This window comes from Sphingomonas sp. PAMC26645 (assembly GCF_004795835.1).
Lineage (GTDB): Bacteria > Pseudomonadota > Alphaproteobacteria > Sphingomonadales > Sphingomonadaceae > Sphingomonas.
This window is the reverse complement of sequence record NZ_CP039249.1, coordinates 3,484,705-3,503,234: the sequence shown is the minus strand read 5'-3', so window position 1 is coordinate 3,503,234 and position 18,530 is coordinate 3,484,705. Positions and strand designations below refer to the sequence as shown.

General features: G+C 65.0%; 13 protein-coding genes. 8 read left to right on the top strand and 5 right to left on the bottom strand.

The genetic code is table 11. From position 1 onward, the window contains the following. Window positions 1–34 precede the first annotated feature (34 nt). The 3 genes from thrS to E5673_RS16075 all read left to right on the top strand — a co-directional run bounded on the left by thrS (window position 35) and on the right by E5673_RS16075 (window position 6,121). Window positions 35–2,026: a threonine--tRNA ligase gene (gene thrS, locus E5673_RS16085; protein ID WP_136190783.1), complete on the top strand. Its 1,992-nt coding sequence runs from the start codon at window positions 35–37 to the stop codon at window positions 2,024–2,026. 98 nt (window positions 2,027–2,124) lie between these two features. Continuing rightward, entirely contained in the window at window positions 2,125–2,655 is a 531-nt protein-coding gene (gene infC / locus E5673_RS16080) for a translation initiation factor IF-3 (RefSeq protein WP_031396176.1), read from the top strand. Between the two features lie 553 nt (window positions 2,656–3,208). Continuing rightward, complete coding sequence (locus E5673_RS16075) at window positions 3,209–6,121, top strand: TonB-dependent receptor (protein ID WP_136190782.1); 2,913 nt, start codon at window positions 3,209–3,211, stop codon at window positions 6,119–6,121. 184 nt (window positions 6,122–6,305) lie between these two features. Here E5673_RS16075 and E5673_RS16070 read toward each other — a convergent pair whose 3' ends face one another. Then, window positions 6,306–9,053 (bottom strand): [protein-PII] uridylyltransferase, encoded by a 2,748-nt coding sequence (locus E5673_RS16070; protein ID WP_136190781.1) that lies wholly within the window; start codon window positions 9,051–9,053, stop codon window positions 6,306–6,308. A gap of 91 nt (window positions 9,054–9,144) precedes the next feature. Here E5673_RS16070 and E5673_RS16065 point away from each other — a divergent pair, with 91 nt between their 5' ends. Continuing rightward, complete coding sequence (locus E5673_RS16065) at window positions 9,145–10,434, top strand: homoserine dehydrogenase (protein WP_136190780.1); 1,290 nt, start codon at window positions 9,145–9,147, stop codon at window positions 10,432–10,434. A gap of 176 nt (window positions 10,435–10,610) precedes the next feature. Here E5673_RS16065 and E5673_RS16060 read toward each other — a convergent pair whose 3' ends face one another. From E5673_RS16060 to E5673_RS16045, 4 genes are all read right to left on the bottom strand, one after another. Next, entirely contained in the window at window positions 10,611–11,039 is a 429-nt protein-coding gene (locus tag E5673_RS16060) for a hypothetical protein (RefSeq protein ID WP_136190779.1), read from the bottom strand. A 10-nt stretch (window positions 11,040–11,049) separates the two neighbouring features. Continuing rightward, complete coding sequence (locus tag E5673_RS16055) at window positions 11,050–11,406, bottom strand: hypothetical protein (protein WP_247599430.1); 357 nt, start codon at window positions 11,404–11,406, stop codon at window positions 11,050–11,052. A 34-nt stretch (window positions 11,407–11,440) separates the two neighbouring features. Then, window positions 11,441–11,872, bottom strand: a complete 432-nt coding sequence (locus tag E5673_RS16050) for a CoA-binding protein (protein ID WP_136190778.1) — start codon at window positions 11,870–11,872, stop codon at window positions 11,441–11,443. Window positions 11,873–11,970: 98 nt separating this feature from the next. Continuing rightward, window positions 11,971–12,921: an Mrp/NBP35 family ATP-binding protein gene (locus tag E5673_RS16045; RefSeq protein WP_136190777.1), complete on the bottom strand. Its 951-nt coding sequence runs from the start codon at window positions 12,919–12,921 to the stop codon at window positions 11,971–11,973. Window positions 12,922–12,991: 70 nt separating this feature from the next. Here E5673_RS16045 and E5673_RS16040 point away from each other — a divergent pair, with 70 nt between their 5' ends. The 4 genes from E5673_RS16040 (at window position 12,992) to E5673_RS16025 (ending at window position 18,414) form a co-directional block, all read left to right on the top strand. After that, a complete protein-coding gene (locus tag E5673_RS16040) occupies window positions 12,992–14,125 on the top strand; it encodes a protease modulator HflK (RefSeq protein ID WP_056057565.1) in 1,134 nt (377 codons plus the stop codon). Beyond that, window positions 14,122–14,988 carry a protease modulator HflC gene (locus tag E5673_RS16035; protein ID WP_243645459.1) on the top strand — a complete coding sequence of 289 codons (867 nt, stop codon included), beginning with the start codon at window positions 14,122–14,124 and terminating at the stop codon, window positions 14,986–14,988. The genes E5673_RS16040 and E5673_RS16035 overlap by 4 nt, the downstream gene beginning before the upstream one ends. 114 nt (window positions 14,989–15,102) lie before the next feature. Next, window positions 15,103–16,659 (top strand): Do family serine endopeptidase, encoded by a 1,557-nt coding sequence (locus E5673_RS16030; RefSeq protein ID WP_136190776.1) that lies wholly within the window; start codon window positions 15,103–15,105, stop codon window positions 16,657–16,659. A gap of 111 nt (window positions 16,660–16,770) precedes the next feature. After that, the gene (locus E5673_RS16025) at window positions 16,771–18,414 is read left to right on the top strand and encodes a helicase HerA-like domain-containing protein (RefSeq protein WP_136190775.1); all 1,644 of its coding nucleotides are present in this window, start codon (window positions 16,771–16,773) and stop codon (window positions 18,412–18,414) included. The last annotated feature ends 116 nt before the right edge of the window (window positions 18,415–18,530 follow it).

Below are 18,530 nucleotides of genomic sequence, written 5' to 3'. Positions count from 1 at the left end.
AAGCCGCGCCTCTTCCAACACCAGAAAGTCCTCCATGTCCGCCATGTTCCGAATCACGCTGCCCGACGGTTCCGTCCGCGAGGTTGCGCCCGGGACTACCCCCGCGGACGTCGCCGCCGCGATCGGGCCGGGCCTCGCCAAGGCCGCGCTCGCCGCGCGCATAGATGGCCAGGTGCGCGATCTCAACCGGCCGTTCGAGGGCGACACCGCGCTTGCGCTGGTGACCGCGCGCGACGAGGCCGACGCGCTCGAACTCGTCCGTCACGACCTCGCGCACGTCATGGCGGAGGCGGTGCAACATCTGTTCCCCGGTACGCAGATTACCTTCGGTCCGGCTACCGACGATGGCTTCTATTACGATTTCGCCCCCAAGGACCGTCCGTTCACCGACGAGGACCTCCCCGCGATCGAGTCCGAGATGCGCGCGATCATCGCCCGGAACGAGCCGTTCCTGCGCGAGGTCTGGTCGCGCCAGCAGTTGATCGACCGCTGGACGCAGCAGGGCGAGAGCTTCAAGGCCGAATGGGCCGCCGAACTGCCCGAGGGCGAGGAACTGACGATCTACCGTCAAGGCGAGTGGCTCGACATGTGCCGCGGCCCGCACATGGTCTCGACCGGCAAGCTCGACCCCGCCGCCTTCAAGCTGACGCGCGTGAGCGGCGCCTATTGGCGCGGCGACCAGAAGAACGCGATGCTGTCCCGCATCTACGGCACCGGCTGGCTCAACAAGAAGCAGCTCGACCAGCATCTCTTCCGTCTTGAGGAGGCCGCTAAGCGCGATCACCGCAAGATCGGCGCGGAGATGGACCTGTTCCACCTCCAGTCCGAGGCGCAGGGCTCGGTGTTCTGGCATCCCAAGGGCTTCGTGCTCTGGCGCCAGATGGAGGCGTATATGCGCCGCCGTCTCGATGCTGCCGATTATGCCGAGGTGAAGACTCCGCAGTTGATGGACGCCAAGCAGTGGGAGCAGTCGGGCCACTGGGGCAAGTACCGCGAGAACATGTTCGTCGTGCCGGACGAGATCCCGAACGTCGAGGACGAGGGCGCAGTGTTGTCGGGCGAAGGCGACCTGATGGCGCTGAAACCGATGAATTGCCCGGCGCACGTGCTGATCTTTAAGCAGGGGATCAAGTCGTACCGCGATCTGCCGATCCGGATGGCCGAGTTCGGCTGCTGCCACCGCAACGAGCCGCACGGCGCGCTGCACGGCATCATGCGCGTCCGCCAGTTCACACAGGACGACGCGCATATCTTCGTCCGCGAGGATCAGCTGGTCGAGGAGGTGCGTAAGTTCTGCGAGCTCCTCGATAGCGTCTACAAGGACCTCGGTTTCGACGACTACGCGGTAAAGCTCGCGCTGCGTCCCGAGAAGCGGTTCGGTGAAGATTCGATGTGGGACAAGGCCGAGGCGGAACTGCGCGAGGCGGTGATGCAGTCGGGCCTGAGCGACACGATCAAGGCGAATTTCGAGGAACTGCCGGGTGAGGGCGCCTTCTATGCGCCGAAGCTCGAATTCCACCTGACCGACGCGATCGGCCGGACGTGGCAAGTGGGCACGATCCAGTCGGACCGCGTGCTGCCCGAGCGACTCGATGCGTCCTATGTGGGCGCGGACGGCGAGCGGCATCGCCCGGTGATGCTGCACCGCGCGATTCTCGGCACGTTCGAGCGCTTCATTGGCATCCTGATCGAGCATCATGCCGGCCGCTTCCCGCTTTGGCTCGCGCCGGTGCAGGCGGTCGTCGCGACGATCGTGTCGGATGCCGACGATTATGCGCTGGAAGTTGCGGCGAAGCTGAAGGCGGCGGGCATCCGCGTCGAAACGGATCTGCGCAACGAGAAGATCAACTACAAGGTGCGCGAGCATTCGCTGGCGAAGGTGCCGAACCTGCTGGTCGTCGGCAAGCGCGAGGCCGAGGAGGGCAAGGTCGCGCTGCGCACGCTCGGCAGCCAGGCCCAGACCATCCTGACGCTCGACGAGGCGATCGCGCGTCTTGCGGACGAGGCTCGCGCACCCGATATGTGATCCAACGGGGCCGGCTTTCCGAGCGCGGGTTTCTGCGCTATACGCCGGCCCAAATATTGTCAGAAACTTCAGGAGCAAACCCCATACGTCCTCCCACGATGCGCCGGCCGATGCAGACGCCCGCAATGAACGGCCCGCGATTCAACGAATTCATCCAGAGCCAGAAGGTCCGCGTGATCGATCACGAGGGCGAAAATCTGGGCGTGATGTATACGCGCGAAGCGATCGAGCAGGCAGCCGAGCATGGCCTCGACCTGGTCGAAGTGTCGCCTAACGCCGATCCGCCCGTCGCCAAGTTCCTCGATGTCGGCAAGTTCAAGTACGAGGCGCAGAAGAAGGCCAACCTCGCACGCAAGTCGCAGAAGACGCAGGAGATCAAGGAGATCAAGATGCGTCCGAACATCGACGACCATGACTATGACACGAAGATGAAGAAGGTTAACGACTTCATCGGCGAGGGCGACAAGGTCAAGATCACGTTGCGTTTCCGCGGTCGCGAACTCAGCCATGGCCAGCTCGGCATGAACCTGTTGAAGCGCGTACAGGACGACGTCGCGGAGATCGCCAAGATCGAGGCGTATCCGCGCATGGAAGGCCGCCAGATGCTGATGGTGCTTGCACCGAAGTAACGGCTGAGCAGCCTCAGGCTGCTATTTTGTGAGATTGAAGGCTGGTCGGTCCCGAGGGATCGGCCGGCCTCTTTTTTGTATGGCATGTTTGTGACGCGCCCTCACGCATTCAAGTCCGCCGTCTCTTACGATCCAGCAGCTTGGTGACGGCAACGACATGGGTATCGGCGGAGTGGCTAGAGGCTTGGAGCAGGCCATCTCGACAGGGCCTGCTCTCCAAATTTGCGAATGCAGAATGGCGGCGGATGGGGTCATCGCGGCGACTTCTCCCACCCCGGCCGGCCATCGCCGTGGAAATGATCTCGCCCGCGTTGCCGGCGAGACGCGACCGACATCGAAATCACTAGAGCCATCTTTGGGCTCTCCCTTCCTGAAACAGTTGCGATTTGAAACTAGGGTTTGGTGCCTGTCACTATGTGGCGGTTTGGAGACACAATGTTCAAAAATAGACTTCCGTATGCGGAAATCACTAGACGTGAACGGTGGAATATCTCTACCTAACGGCCAAACCATAAGTTCGAAAACATTCGAACACGTCAGGGAGAGAATGCCGATGCGTATGACCGCATATCTGTTGTCCGCCGTCGCGACTGCGGCCATCGTCACGCCGGCATTCGCGCAACAGGCGACGTCCACCGTCGAAGCGCAGGCATCGCCCTCGCAGGGTACCGCCAACGCATCGGTTGCCGGCCAGACCAACGCTGCAACGGACGCCGACACCACGCGGGCGGCGAGCGCCAACGCCGGGATTCAGGGTAACGCCAGCGACATCGTCATCACTGCGACGCGCCGTTCCGAGCGTCTGTCGAACGTGCCAATCGCGGTTTCGGCGGTCGGTCAGGAAGCGCTGCAGAATTCGGGCGGCAGCGACATCCGCTCGCTCAACCAGCTCGCGCCGTCGTTGCTGATCTCTTCAACCGGTAACGAGTCGAACGCGTCCGCGCGTATTCGCGGAATCGGTACGGTCGGCGACAATCCCGGCCTCGAAAGCTCGGTCGCGGTCTTTATCGACGGTGTCTATCGCAGCCGCACCGGCGTCGGTCTCAACGAACTGGGCGAGATCGACCGCGTCGAGGTTCTTCGCGGACCGCAGGGCACATTGTTCGGGCGCAACGCCTCCGCGGGCCTGATCAACATCATCACACGGTCGCCGGAGTTCGACTGGCATGGCAACGCCGAGGCGACTTACGGCAATTACGACCAGAAGCGGCTTGCAGGCGGCATCACCGGGCCGCTGATCGCCGACACGCTCGCCTTCCGGGTCGACGGCGTCTACGTGAATCGCAACGGCTTCTACAAGAACGTCACGGCGGCAAACGGCAGCGAGAGCCGGGTCAACGACCGTGATCGGTATTTCGTCCGCGGCCAGTTGCTGTTCAAGCCGACCGATACCCTGAGCTTCCGCCTGATCGGCGACTATTCGCACCGCAAGGAAAGCTGCTGCGGCGCGGTCTATTACAACCAGGTCGAGACGACCGATCCCACCCCGAACGCAGCCGGCGTCGCGCCGTTCTTCGCGACGGTCAACACCGATGGCGCGGTCACGAACAACACGACGAACCGCATCGTCGACATCCTGCGTCGCCAGGGTGCGGTGTTCCCGCTGGCCGGCAACACGCCAGATCCGTTCAGCCGCGACGTCGCGATCACGCCCGGCCAGACCTTCCGGAATACGACCAAGGATTACGGCGGCTCGCTGCAGGCCGACTGGGATCTCGGTGGCGCGACGTTGACGTCGATCACCGCGTATCGCCAGTACAAGTCGGGCAACGCGGGCGATGTCGATTATACCAACATCGATCTCACGCACCGCGCGGCGGACGGCAATGCCTACCGCCAGTTCAAGACTTTCACGCAGGAAGCGCGCCTCCAGGGTTCGCTGTTCAACGACAAGCTCGACTGGCTGGTCGGTGGCTTCTACTCGAACGAGAAGCTCAAGCTGGTCGATAACGTCGTTTTTGGCGCGCAATACGGGCAGTTCGCGGCCTGCCGCCTCGTCGCCACAGTCAGCCCGAACGCCGTGCTGCAGAACCAGAACAACCCAGGCTGCATGAGCGCGGCCGGACGCGCGACGATCGCCGGCGCCTTTGGCCCAGCTGGTGGTCTGATCACGTCGGCGCTCGACCGCCTGACCGGTGGGGTCGGTCTCGGTGGCGGGGTCAACAACGTCGGCGACTCCGGCTCGATCTATCGCCAGAAGAGCGAGAACTACGCGTTCTTCACACACAACATCCTGCATCTGACCGACACGTTGTCGCTGACCGGCGGTCTTCGCTACACGCACGAAACGAAGAAGTTCAACGCGAAGTTCAACAACAACAACACGGTCTGCCCGATCCAGCAGGCGGCACTCGCTCCCCTCACGCAATCGCAGAGCGGGGCCACGGCGTTCGCGCAGGGCATCGTGACCTTGACCTGCACCGGCAACTCCAGCCCGGCGTTGAACGCGCTCAGCCTCAACGACAGCTTTGGCGACGGCGAGTTCACCGGCACGGCGGTCCTGTCGTGGAAGCCGTTCACCAAGCTGCTGACCTACGCGTCGTTCGCCAAGGGCTACAAGGCGGGCGGCTACAACCTCGACCGTTCGGATCTAGGCGGGGTAAACGGCGTGCTGACGCCGCGGACCAATGCCGATGCACCGGGTCTGCGCTTCAACGCCGAGAAGGTGAACAATTACGAGCTCGGTGCGAAGTTCAACACGCGCGGCTTCACGTTCAACGTCGCCGCGTTCCGCGAGGAGTTCACCGACTTCCAGCTCAACACCTTCAACGGCTCGATCTTCGTCGTGCAGAACATCGAAGCGTGCAAGGACAGCCTGGGCGGCCTCGATAGCGACAACGGGTTCAATCCGGTCACTGGTGCGCAGACCGGAGGGTGCCCGACCAACCGTTCGAAGAAGCCGGGCGTGATCTCGCAGGGCGTCGAGCTGGAAGCGACGATGTCGCCGATCAAGCAGGTCACGTTCACGGCAGGCTACACCTATGCGGATACCCATTTCCGCAAGAACCTGATCGGCAGCTCGACCACCGGCGAGCCGCTCGACCGCGCGCTCTTCCTGCTGCCGGGCAGCCAGTTGTCGAACGCCCCCAAGAACGTCGTTACGACGTCGTTCGCCTGGACACCGGATCTCGGCTCGAACGGCATGTCGGGGCTGATCTATGTCGATAGCCGCCTGTCGTCGGACTATAATACCGGTTCCGATCTGGCGCCGGAGAAGAAGCAGGACGGCTTCGCCGTGGTCAATGCCCGCGTTGGCCTGCGCGGCAAGGACCAGGCTTGGGCGCTCGAGTTCTGGGCACAGAATGTGTTCAACAAGAACTACATCCAGGTCGCGTTCAATACGCCGTTCCAGGGTGCCGGGTCTTCGGCCAACGTCGCAGCCTATGGTGGCACCGGCAACGCGCTCTACTCGGCATTCCTCGCCGAGCCACGCACCTACGGCCTGACGCTGCGCTCGCGCTTCTGATCGGGTGACTGAATGAAAAAGCCGGCCCGCAGTTCGCTGCGGGCCGGCTTTTCCGTGCTCGAGTCTGTGATCGAGAAATCCCCCTGAACACTCCTTGTTCTCCTGCGAACGCCGGAGTCCAGGATTTCCAAGCGCCCCGTTCCTTTACCCTGGGCTCCCGCTTTCGCGGGAGAACACCGAGGCGCTAAGCAGCCAGATCGATCTCTTCGCCTGCCGCCGCCGCCAGCAGGCGCCGCTCCAGCGTCCTCAACCGCGCGGGCTGGGTGATCCGATCGCCAGTCAGGTCGGTGACGTAGAAGGTATCCACGGCCCGCTCGCCATAGGTGGCGACGTGCGCCGAGTGGATCGTCACTTTCGACTGGAACAGCGCATTGGCGAGCTGGTTCAGCAGCGCCGGCCGATCTCGCGCATTGACCTCGACCACGGTGAACCGGTTCGACGCCTTGTTGTCGACCAGCGCGTTCGGCACGATATCGAACGCCTCGGCACGGGTGCGGGGCAGGGGCTTCGCGACAAGGCGGTCGGCAAGCTTGCCGCGGTTGGCGAGCGCGTCCTCGATTGCGGTCTTGAGGCGTGAAAGCTGCCCGGACTCGTCGAACGGCCGCCCGAACGGATCCTGCACCAGGAAGTTGTCCACGGCCATCCCATCGCGCGTGGTATGGATGCGCGCGTCGATGATGTTGCCGCCGGCGACGTGGATCGCGCCTGCGATGCGGTAGAACAACCCGGGATGATCGGCAGCGTAGATCGTCACCAAGGTCGCCCCGCGCCCGGGATAGACATGTGCGTCGATCGCGAGCTGCGCGTTGCCCGTGGTCGCCAGGAAGCGGGCGTTGTGCGCCAGCACGTCTTCAGGTTCGGCAATCCAATAGGCTTCGGGGAGCCGGTGAACGAGCGTCGCGAACGTCTCCTCGCTCCATCCTAGCGCGTCCCGCAAATGCTGCTGCTTGGCCGCGATCCGCTCGGCGCGACCCTTTTGCTTATGGCCCAACCGAAGGACTTCCTCGGCAGATTCGTAGAGGTCGCCGAGCAACTGGCGCTTCCAGCCGTTCCACACGCCCGGCCCGACGGCGCGGATGTCGACGATCGTCAGTGTGAGCAGCAGGCGAAGGCGCTCCGGGCTCTGCACAACGTCGCAGAAATCGAGGATCGTCTTGAAGTCGCTGAGGTCACGTTTGAACGCGGTCGCCGACATCAGCAGATGCCAGCGCACCAGCCATGCGACGGTCTCGGTCTCGGCAGGCGTCAGGCCGAAGCGTGGGCACAGGCGCTGCGCCACCTCCGCCCCGAGGATCGAATGATCGCCGCCGCGGCCCTTGGCGATGTCGTGAAGCAAGACCGCAACGTACAGCGCGCGCCGCGACACAATCTGTTCGAATATCGCACTGGCAAGCGGATGGTCCTCCTTCAGCGTGCCGTTCTCGATCCGCGCGAGCAGACCGATCGCGCGGATCGTGTGCTCGTCGACGGTGTAGTGGTGGTACATGTCGAACTGCATCTGCGCGACGACGCGCGCGAAATCGGGCACGAAGCGGCCGAACACGCCGGCTTCGTTCATCCAGCGCAGCACGAGTTCGGGATCGCGCGGCGAGGTCAGCACGTCGAGGAATAGCGCGTTCGCCGTCGGGCTGTTGCGGACGTCGTCGACCAGCTTCGCATCCCGCGCCGCGGCGCGCATCGCGAGCGGGTGGATCTCTACGCCGTGCTTGTCGGCGAGCTGGAAGATCTCGATCAGGCGTTCGGGGTCGGCCCGGAAGAAGTCGTCGCTTGGCAGTGCCAGCCGCCCGCGATCGAGTACGAAGCCGTTGAGTTTCCGCGGACTACGGCGGATCGTCGGCAATCCGAAGCGCCGGCCCCGCGCGGCGAACTTCTCGTCGAGATGCGCGAGGAAGACGCCGCTGAGCGTGCCGACGGTTTTTGCCTGCAGGAAATAGAACTGCATGAAGCGCTCGACCTTCGACTTGCCGGGTCGGTCGGAGAACCGCATCCGGTCGGCGATCTCGCGTTGCAGGTCGAACGTCAGCCTATCTTCGGCGCGGCCGGTGATGCTGTGCAGGTGGCAGCGCACCGCCTGGAAGAAATTGTCTGCGCGATGAAATAGGCGATATTCGGCCTTGGTGAACAGCCCGACCTCGACCAGTTCGGCGGCGCGCTGGACGTCGTAGATGTATTTGCCGATCCAGAAGAGTGCGTGGAGGTCGCGCAGACCGCCCTTGCCCTCCTTGACGTTGGGTTCGACGACGTAGCGCGTGTCGCCCATCTTCCGGTGGCGCGCGTCACGCTCGGCGAGCTTGTCGGCGATGAAGGTGCGCGCGGTATCGGCCTGAACTTCGGTCTTGAAGCGGTGTGAGGCCTGTTCGTAGAGTTCGGTATCGCCGCAGACATAACGCGCCTCGAGCAGCGCGGTGCGGACGGTGACGTCGCTCTTGGCCTGGCGGACCATCTCGTCGAGCGAGCGGCTGGACTGGCCGAGCTTCAGCCCGAGATCCCATAGCGCGTAGAGCATCGATTCGATTACGCGCTCGGCCCAAGGCGTCTGCTTGCCGGGGGTGAGGAAGCCGATATCGACGTCCGAATGCGGCGCCATTTCTGCGCGGCCGTAACCGCCGACGGCGATGAGCGTGAGGCGCTCGCCCGAGGTAGGATTGGGCAGGGGGTAGAGCCGCTGCGTCGTAAAATCGAACAGGATCCGGAGCAGCGCGTCGATCAGGTATGCCTGCGCACTCGAAGCTTCCAACCCGCGCGATGGGTGTTCGACGAGGCGACGTTCGACTTCTACCCGGCCTTTCTCCAGCGCTGCCTTCAGCAGCGTGGTCGCGTCGCGGCGGAGCGCAGTCGGGTCGACGCCCTCCAACGCGGCGATGGTTTCGGCGACGGCGCGGCGATCGATGATCGTGCGACGGTTGGGGAGGTGATCGAAGCGGCCGGACATGACGCCCAGATAGGGGCGCCGCGCGCGTGCGTCATCAGGATTGCGCAAAACGTCCGCGAAACGTAACCGGACGCGCGAGTGGAGGACGAAAATGAGCGAACCATTGCGCGTGGCCCTTGCGGGTCTGGGGACCGTTGGCGGCGGGGTTATCCGATTGCTGGATGCGAACCGCGAGTTGATTGCGCGGCGGGCCGGGCGCGAGATCGAGATCGTTGCGGTTTCCGCGCGCGACCGCGGCAAGGATCGCGGCGTCGATCTGTCGCGGTTTGCGTGGGTCGACGATACGACCGCGCTGGCGAAACAGCCGGGTGCTGACGTCGTGGTCGAGTTGATTGGGGGTTCCGATGGTCCGGCGCTGACGCTGGCGCGGAGCACGCTGGGGGCGGGGCGGAGTTTCGTCACCGCGAACAAGGCGATGATCGCGCATCACGGGCTGGAACTCGCGCAGGCGGCCGAAGGGGCAGGCGTCGCGTTGAAGTTCGAGGCGGCGGTCGCGGGCGGCATCCCGGTCATCAAGGGGTTGCGCGAAGGTGCTGCGGCGAACGAGATCGCCCGCGTCTACGGCATCCTCAACGGTACCTGCAATTTCATCCTCTCGAAGATGGAATCCGAAGGGCGCGACTTTGCCGAGGTGCTGGCGGAAGCGCAGGCGCTGGGGTTTGCGGAATCCGATCCGAGCTTCGACATCGACGGCGTCGATGCGGCGCACAAGCTGTCGATCCTGGCGGCGGTGGCGTTCGGGACGCAGCCCGCGTTCGACGACGTTGCGATCAGCGGTATCCGGCATCTGCTGGGCGCGGACATCGCCGAGGCGGCGGCTTTGGGGTATCGCGTGCGGCTGCTCGGGCTGGCGGAAGCGGGGACGGATGGGCTGTTCCAGCGCGTCCATCCGCATCTGGTGCCGATCGATCATCCGTTGGCGCACGTCACAGGATCGCTCAACGCGGTCGTGGCGGAGGGGAATTTCGTCGGTCGCCTGTTGTTCCAGGGTGCGGGTGCGGGCGATGGTCCGACCGCGAGCGCGGTCGTCGCGGACCTGATCGACATCGCGCGCGGCGAGTTCGGCCCGCCGTTCGCGATGCCGGTGGTGTCGCTTACGGCAGCGTCCAAGGCCGACAGTGGAGAGCGGCGGGGGCGTGCGTATCTGCGCTTCACCGTGGCGGACCGGGTTGGCGTGCTGGCTGAGATCGCGGCGGCGATGCGGGACGCGGGTGTCTCGATCGAGAGCCTGATCCAGCGCGGCGCGATCGCGGATGGCAGCGTGTTGGTGGCGATCGTGACGCATGAGAGCCCGGAACGCTCGATCGCACAGGCGCTGGAGAAGCTACGGGGGTCCCAGAGCCTCGTGGGGCAGCCGATGTGGATGCATATTCTGGATTGAGGCGGGTTCCCGAGTAGCTCGAACGATCGACTATCCCGCCGAAGCAACCTCTTCTTTGTTCTCCCGCGAAGGCGGGAGCCCAGACTGGGTCCCCGCCTTCGCGGGGAAACAAGGGGAGGTCGATCGTGCGTGCTGAAGTGAGGCGCCGAGCTACCTTAATTCACCGACCCATTCGCCTAGTTCACGGTGCCGACGGGGCCATCGAGGTCGATCGGCACGCGGCCGCGCTTGTCTGGCTTCTTCGCGAGGGCGCTCTTGATCAACCCTACGGCGGCTTTGGCCATTGGCGCGATCGGTGGGCCGAAGCCAACCTGGCACCCCCCCTGTCGCGCGGCGCAAGGCGTATCCGACAACTCCAAGGCACGGACGGCGGTGAGGTTGGGGTTGGAGGCAACCGCGTGATCGGGCGGGCCGCGATCGTCGCGCATCGGCAGGCGGGGCGTGGTTGTCGCGGATTTGCCGCAGACGACGACTTCGTTCCCGTCCTTCGTCTGCGTCGCGCATGGGTCGACGAGGATCGAGAAGCGCTCCGGCATTGGCGGTGTCGCGGGCGCAGTGGTGGTGGCAGACGCTTGGAGCAGCGCAGACAGGATTATGGCGAGCATGGTCAGATCCTTACGGCGCGGGCTTGCGGAACGACGTGCCGCCTTCGCCGCCGACCGTCATGGTGACGCCTGCCATCCCGCCGCCAACCTGGAACGGGCTGAGATCGGCGAGCGGCGAGGTGCGGTTGAGCAGGCGAGTACGTTCGTTGCGGACGCTTTCGTGCTTTGGGTCGCCGGCATCATGTACCACTAATGGAACGCGAAAACGGTCGGCGGTTCGCAATCCGCAGACGGTGATGTCGGTCTCGTCGGCGCTCTGGATACAAGGTTGCTCGGCCGCCATGCGGGCCTTCGCGGTTGCCATTAGCGGGTCTTCGATCAGTATCGACAGCAGCATCGCGAGCATCGGCGCGTCCCGGACAGACACGCAGACTGGCCGCGATCGCCGGGGAGGGCAATCGTCATTGCTCGATCTTGGCGACCCCGAGCCGGGGAATGTCGATCGCCGGGCAGCGGTCCATCACGACTTGGAGGCCGGCGGCTTCGGCGCGTGCCGCGGCCTCTTCGTTGACCACGCCGACCTGCATCCAGACGGCCTTCGCACCTGCTGCAATCGCCTGATCGACCGCTTCGCCGGCTGCGGCCGAGTTGCGGAAGATGTCGACGATGTCGATCGGGTCGCCGAGTTGCGACAGGTCTCGGAAAACGAACTCCCCATGGACATGCTCGCCGGTGACCTGCGGATTGACCGGGATCACGCGGTAGCCATGCGCCTGCAGTTTGGCCATCACGCCGTACGACGGGCGATCTGGGCGGTCCGAGGCGCCGATCATCGCGATCGTGCGGGCGTTTTCGAGCAAAGACTTGATGTCGGCATCGGCGGTCAACGGCATCGATGCCTCCTGCAAGAAGAAACCTGGTCCGCTCGTACCGCGACTCTACGCGTCGGGTACGACCGGTAATAACACAACGTGGATCAGGCCTGCGGGTTTCACAGTTTTCCGAGCCATGCGACGACCTGAGCCGCGATCGGCATGAAAATCATATCGTCCGGGTTCGAGGCGGGCGGCGTGCCGGCATCGGACGCGGTGCGGATCGAGATCGTCAGCGGGACGCGGCCGAGGAACGGGATGCCGAGTTCGCGCGCCGCTGCCTCTGCGCCACCATTGCCAAACGGGTCCGACGCCTCGCCGCAATGCGGGCAGATATAGCCGGCCATGTTCTCGACCAGCCCGATGATCGGGATGCTGGCCTTCTCAAACAGGTCGATCGCACGGCGCGCGTCGATCAACGCGAGATCCTGTGGGGTCGAGACGATCACCGCGCCCGCGGGGCGGTATTTCTGGACCATCGTCAGCTGGACGTCGCCGGTGCCGGGGGGGAGATCGAGCACTAGCGTGTCGGTCACGCCCCAGTCCGCCTCGACCAGCTGGCCAAGCGCCCCCGCCGCCATCGGCCCGCGCCAGGCGATAGCCTTGCCGGGCTCTACAAGCTGGCCCATCGACAATAGCGGCACACCGTACGGGGTGGGGACGGGGTCGAGGACCTTGTCCTTTGCAGTTGGCCGGGTGCCCTCGACGTTCATCAGGCGTGGCTGCGACGGGCCGTAGATATCGGCGTCGACCAGCCCGACGCGGCGCCCCGCGCGCGACATCGCGATGGCGAGATTGGCGGCGAGCGTCGATTTGCCGACGCCACCCTTGCCGCTAGCGACCGCGATGAGCCTCCGCGTTGAGCGTTCGGCTGTTACGGCAATCCGTACTTCGGAGATGCCGGGCTGGGTCGCGGCCATCCGCACGGTCGCTTCCAGCGCGTCACGCGCTTGCGGGTCGAGCCCGGTCGCGTCGATGATGATGCCCGCTCGGGTTCCCTCTAGCCGGACGGTCGCCCGCTTGCCCGCTACCGCAGCAACCGCCGCCTTTACGCCTTCGATGTCGATCATCCGCGCCAGATAGGACCGCTAAGGCCGCTTGGCACTGTTTTTCCGCCAGCGCACACCTATAAAGGTTGGTATGACGATCTTCTCGCGCTGGTTCCGGCGCCCCGATATCCTCGCCACCGAAACACCGAAAGGCCCCTGGGGCGGCTCGGGCGACGACGGTAACAGCGGCCCGCGCAATCCCTGGGCGCAACCTCCAGGTGGCCGCAAGCCTGCCGCCAAGCCGACCGCGCTCGACGAGTTCCTGCGTAAAGCGCGCGGCTCGGGCGGCGGTGGTGGCGGCACTGGCGGCTTCGGCGGCCTGCCCTCGGGCGCCAATGCCCGCGCACTTTGGGCGATCGGCGTCGCGATCATCGCGGTCGTCTGGATCCTGTTCACCTCGGTCCACCAGATCGGCCCGCAGCAGCGCGGTGTCGTCACCTATTTCGGCAAATACGCCGGCACGCTCGATCCGGGCGTTCGCCTGACGATGCCCGCGCCGATCGCCGACGTGACGGTGGTCGACGTGCAGAAGATCCGTACCGACAACTTCCCCGTCGGCGATGGCGAGAACCTGACGCTGACCGGCGACCAGAACATCATTGATCTGGCGTATTCGGTCCGTTGGGACATTTCGGATCCCCGCGATTACGTGTTCCAGCTTGCTGAGCCCAACGACACCGTCCGCGCCGCCGCCGAGAGCGCGATGCGCGCGGTGGTCGCCACCACGACGCTCGACCAGGCGATCGGCACTGGCCGTACCGTCATCGAGCAGCGCGTCGCCGAACTCACGCAGCAGATCCTCAACGACTACAAGTCGGGCGTCCGCATCCAGGGCGTTGCGATCAAGCAGGCCGCGGCGCCCGCGCGGATCGTCGAGGACTTCAACGCCGTCACCGCCGCACAGCAGGAAGCGATCGCCAACCTCAACCAGTCGCGCTCGTACGCGCAGCAGGTCGTGGCGCGCGCGCAAGGTGAGGCCGCGTCGTTCGACAAGGTCTATGAGCAGTACAAGCTCGCCCCCGAAGTGACGCGTCGACGGATGTATTACGAGACGATGGAAGCGGTGCTCGCCAAGAGCGACAAGACGATCGTCGAGACACCGGGCGGGGTGGTGCCTTATCTGCCGCTGTCGAACGCCAAGCGTTTGCCGAACCCCGAGGCTGTTCAGTCGACGCCAGCGCCGGCCGCGGCGGCGGCTGCCCCCCAGCCTGGAGCTGCCCAGTGAACGCCGTGAGTTTCCGTAACCCGATCGTTGCCGGGATCATCGCGCTGTTGCTGGTGATCCTCGCCGCATCGACCTTTGCGATCGTCCCCGAGACCAAGCAGGCGGTGATCCTGCGCTTCGGCCAGCCGATCCGCACCGTCAACGCATGGCAGCCGAACACCCAGTTCGGCCAGACCGGCGCGGGCCTGATCGCGCGCATTCCGTTCGTCGATCGGATCGTCTGGATCGACAAGCGTGTGCAGGATCTGGAGCTGGACAACACGCTGGTGCTGTCGACCGACCAGCTTCGGCTCGAAGTCGATGCCTATGCGCGCTACCGGATCGTCGATCCGCGCAAGATGCGTAACGCGGTCGGCAGCGAGGACCGGATTCCCGATCAGCTTCGTCCAATTCTTGGTTCGGCGTTGCGTAACGAACTCGGCAAGCGGCGCTTCGTCGAATTGCTAAGCCCTGAGCGGTCCGAACTGATGGACAACATCCAGAAGGGTCTCCAGCGCGTCGCCAGCCAGTACGGCGTCGAGATCGTCGATGTCCGTATCAAGCAGGCGAACCTGCCCGTCGGGCTGCCGCTCGAAAGCGCGCTCAAGCGCATGTCGAGCGCGCGTCAGCAGGAGGCGATCACTATCCGTGCCGAAGGTCAGAAGCAGGCGCAGATCGTCCGTGCGCAGGCGGATGCGGATTCGGCGAAGATCTATGCCGAGAGCTTCGGCAAGGACGCCGATTTCTACGACTTCTACCGTGCGATGCAGTCGTACCGGCACACGTTCGGTGCCGACGGTGGCCCGGCTCCGGAAGGATCGACCTCGATCATTCTGTCGCCGAACAACAGTTACCTGAGGGAATTCGAGGGCCGCGGGCGTTGAGCCTGCGGAACCTTTGAACGCCGAGCCATATTCAAGACCATATTCAAGCATCATTCAGGACGGCGTCCCTACGGGGTACCTGTTTCGATTGATGAAACGAGAGGACAACATCTAGTGCGTTACGCCTACGCCATTACCAGTGCTCTTCTCCTCGGCGGCGCGACCGCGACGCTCGCGCTTCAGCCGAGCGGCGCGCAGGTCGCGCAGAACGAACCCGGTGCGATCCAGGCCGTCTCGCCGAAACCCGGCGCGCCGATGAGCTTCGCCGACATGGTCGCACGGCTTCAGCCTGCGGTCGTGAACATCTCGACCAAGCAGACGATCGTCCAGAAGCAGCAGGCCAATCCGTTCGCGGGCACGCCGTTCGGCGACCTGTTCGGCGGCATGGGCGGCGGCGGCCAGGGCGGCGCGCCGGTGAAGCGTGAAGGCGCCTCGCTCGGTTCGGGCTTCCTGATCTCGCCGGACGGCTATGTCGTCACCAACAACCACGTGATCTCGCCTGGTGCACAAGGTGCGACGGTCGATTCGATCACCGTGACGCTCAGCGACAAGAAGGAATATGTCGCCAAGGTCATCGGCAAGGATCAGGAATCCGATCTCGCGCTGCTGAAGATCGACGCGGCGAACCTGCCGTTCGTGAAGTTCGGCGATTCGAACGGCGCGCGCGTCGGCGACTGGGTCGTCGCGATCGGCGAGCCGTTCGGGCTCGGCGGTACCGTCACGGCGGGCATCGTCTCGGCGATCAACCGCGTCACCGGACAGGGCGGCGCGTACGACCGCTTCATCCAGACCGACGCCTCGATCAACCAGGGCAACTCGGGTGGCCCGATGTTCGATCTCAACGGCAACGTGATCGGCGTGAATTCGCAGATCTTCAGCCAGTCGGGCGGCAATATCGGCATCGGCTTCGCAATCCCTGCGGCCGTCGCCAAGCCGATCATCGCGACCTTCATGAAGGGCGGTACGATCGAGCGCGGCTATATCGGCGTCCAGCTCCAGCCGGGCGGCACGATCAACGAGGATACCGCCGCGGCGCTCGGCATCGCCAAGAACCAGGGCGAGTTGATCAACGACGTCACCGCGGGCGGCCCGGCTGCAAAGGCCGGCGTGCGTGCGGGCGACGTGGTGACCAAGGTGAACGGTCAGGCCGTGACGGTCGACCAGTCGTTGTCCTATCTCGTTTCGAACGTGAAGCCAGGTGCGACGGCTCGCCTCGACATCCTGCGCAACGGCAAGCCGGTGGTCGCAAATGTGGTCGTCGTGCCACGCCCGAGCGCGGACAAGCTGGCGGCGGTGGTCGGCGGTGATGCCCAAGGCTTCGGCAGCGACGACGGCGATGACGGCGACGATTCGGCTACTCCCGCTGCACCGACCGCGGGCGCGGCGCTCGGCATCGGCGTGCAGCCGCTGACCCCGGCGATCGCGCAGGCGGTCGGCGTCGAAGCCAGCACGCAGGGCGTCGTTATCGCCGTGGTCGCGCAGACCAGCGATGCGTATGGCAAGCTCAAGCGCGGCGACGTCATCATCTCGGTCAACGGCACGCCCGTCCGCACTGCGGCTGACGTCCAGAACGCGGTCAACGTCGCCAAGGCGGCCGGTCGCCCGCAGGTCCTGTTGCAGGTCAAGCGCGGCCGCAGCCCGGCAACGTTCCTGCCGGTCAAGATCAAGTAATCCACGACCGACACGACTGATCCAAAAGGACCGTCGCTCGCCTGAGCGGCGGTCCTTTTTCTTTGCGGCGCGCGAGGTTAGGGTCGGCGCCGGATACAGAGGACGAGACCCATGACCGACGGCATCTTCATCGGCACGAGCGTGGACGGCAAGCCGCAGACGCTCGAACTGAAGCGCGCGAACCGTCACGGCCTGATCGCGGGCGCGACCGGTACCGGCAAGACAGTGACGTTGCAGGGCATCATCGAGGGCTTCTCCGCGAACGGCGTGCCGTGCTTCGTCGCCGACGTGAAGGGAGACCTTTCGGGTCTCGCCATGGCCGGTTCGCCGACCGCGAAGACGCACGCGAGCTTTGCCGAGCGGGCCAAGGCGATCGGTGACGATAGCTGGGCCTATGCCGACAATCCGGTGCAGTTCTGGGACCTGTTCGGCGAGCAGGGCCATCCGATCCGCACCACGATCAGCGAGATGGGGCCGTTGTTGCTGGCGCGGCTGATGGACCTCAACGAGGTGCAGGAGGGCGTGCTGACGATCGCCTTCCACGTCGCCGACAAGGAGGGATTGCTGCTGATCGACCTCGACGATCTCCAGGCGATGCTCACAGAATGTGCCGGCCGCGCGGACGAACTGACGGTGACGTACGGCAACGTTTCTAAGCAGTCGATCGGCGCGATCCAGCGCTCGTTGCTCCAGTTGCGGACGCAGGGCGCGGAGAATTTCTTCGGCGAACCCGCGCTGGAGATGAACGACTTCATCGGCGTCGACGACAAGGGGCGGGGGATCGTCAACATCCTCGCCGCCGACAAGCTGATGGCGTCGCCGAAGCTGTATGCGACGTTCCTGCTGTGGCTGATGAGCGAGCTGTTCGAGCATCTCCCCGAGGTCGGTGATCCCGACAAGCCGGTGCTGTGCTTCTTCTTCGACGAGGCGCATCTGCTGTTCGACGAGGCGCCGAAGGCGCTGCTGGAGAAGATCGAACAGGTCGTTCGGCTGATCCGCTCGAAGGGGGTCGGCGTCTATTTCATCACGCAGAACCCGATCGACGTTCCCGACACGGTTGCGGGTCAGCTCGGCAACCGGGTGCAGCATGCGTTGCGTGCGTTCACGCCGCGCGATCAGGCGGCGGTACGGTCGGCGGCGGAGACGTTCCGGGCGAACCCCGGCGTCGATGTCTCGACGATCATCACCGAGCTGAAGGTGGGGGAGGCGCTGGTCTCGCTGCTCCAGGCGGATGGTGCACCGACACCGGTCGAGCGCACGCTGATCAAGCCGCCTGCGTCACGCGTCGGCCCGATCACGCCGGCGGAGCGGAGGGTGATGATCGAGACCGATGCGGTGGGGGCGAAGTACGACACGCTGGTCGATCGGGAGTCGGCGGAGGAACTGCTGGCTGCGAAGACGCAGGAGGCGAGCGCTGCTGCGGCGGTGGCCAAGGCGACGACCGTGGCGGAGAAGGCTGCGGCGGCGCAGGCGAAGCTCGATGCCAAGGCCGCGAAAGAAGCGGAACGCGCTCGCATTGCGGACCAGCGCGAGGCGGATCGCCAGCAGCGCGAAGCCGACCGGGAGGCGGCGAATTCGCCTTGGACCAAGATGGCAACCTCCGCGACGAGAGCTGCGAGTTCGTCGATCGGCCGTCAGGTTGCGAACGAGATCGGCAAGCAGGTCTTTGGGACGAGGTCGCGCCGGTCGTCGTCGAGCGGCGGTTTGGTCGGCACCGTGCTGCGCGGGGTTTTAGGTGGGCTGTTCCGGGGGTAGACTGCCTTCATGATCAGGGGCCGAGCCGCCCCCCAAACAAACACACCACCCCGGCGGAGGCCGGGGCCCAATTGGGGAACGGAGGTAACGTCGGACGGCGCTTCGTTACATCGACC

What these genes read in the sequence shown, in the direction of transcription:
- thrS (WP_136190783.1), top strand. Translation starts at nt 35, where the DNA reads ATGTCCGCCATGTTCCGAATCACGCTGCCCGACGGTTCCGTCCGCGAG.
- infC (WP_031396176.1), top strand. Translation starts at nt 2,125, where the DNA reads ATGCGCCGGCCGATGCAGACGCCCGCAATGAACGGCCCGCGATTCAAC.
- E5673_RS16075 (WP_136190782.1), top strand. Translation starts at nt 3,209, where the DNA reads ATGCGTATGACCGCATATCTGTTGTCCGCCGTCGCGACTGCGGCCATC.
- E5673_RS16070 (WP_136190781.1), bottom strand. Translation starts at nt 9,053, where the DNA reads ATGTCCGGCCGCTTCGATCACCTCCCCAACCGTCGCACGATCATCGAT.
- E5673_RS16065 (WP_136190780.1), top strand. Translation starts at nt 9,145, where the DNA reads ATGAGCGAACCATTGCGCGTGGCCCTTGCGGGTCTGGGGACCGTTGGC.
- E5673_RS16060 (WP_136190779.1), bottom strand. Translation starts at nt 11,039, where the DNA reads ATGCTCGCCATAATCCTGTCTGCGCTGCTCCAAGCGTCTGCCACCACC.
- E5673_RS16050 (WP_136190778.1), bottom strand. Translation starts at nt 11,872, where the DNA reads ATGCCGTTGACCGCCGATGCCGACATCAAGTCTTTGCTCGAAAACGCC.
- E5673_RS16045 (WP_136190777.1), bottom strand. Translation starts at nt 12,921, where the DNA reads ATGATCGACATCGAAGGCGTAAAGGCGGCGGTTGCTGCGGTAGCGGGC.
- E5673_RS16040 (WP_056057565.1), top strand. Translation starts at nt 12,992, where the DNA reads ATGACGATCTTCTCGCGCTGGTTCCGGCGCCCCGATATCCTCGCCACC.
- E5673_RS16025 (WP_136190775.1), top strand. Translation starts at nt 16,771, where the DNA reads ATGACCGACGGCATCTTCATCGGCACGAGCGTGGACGGCAAGCCGCAG.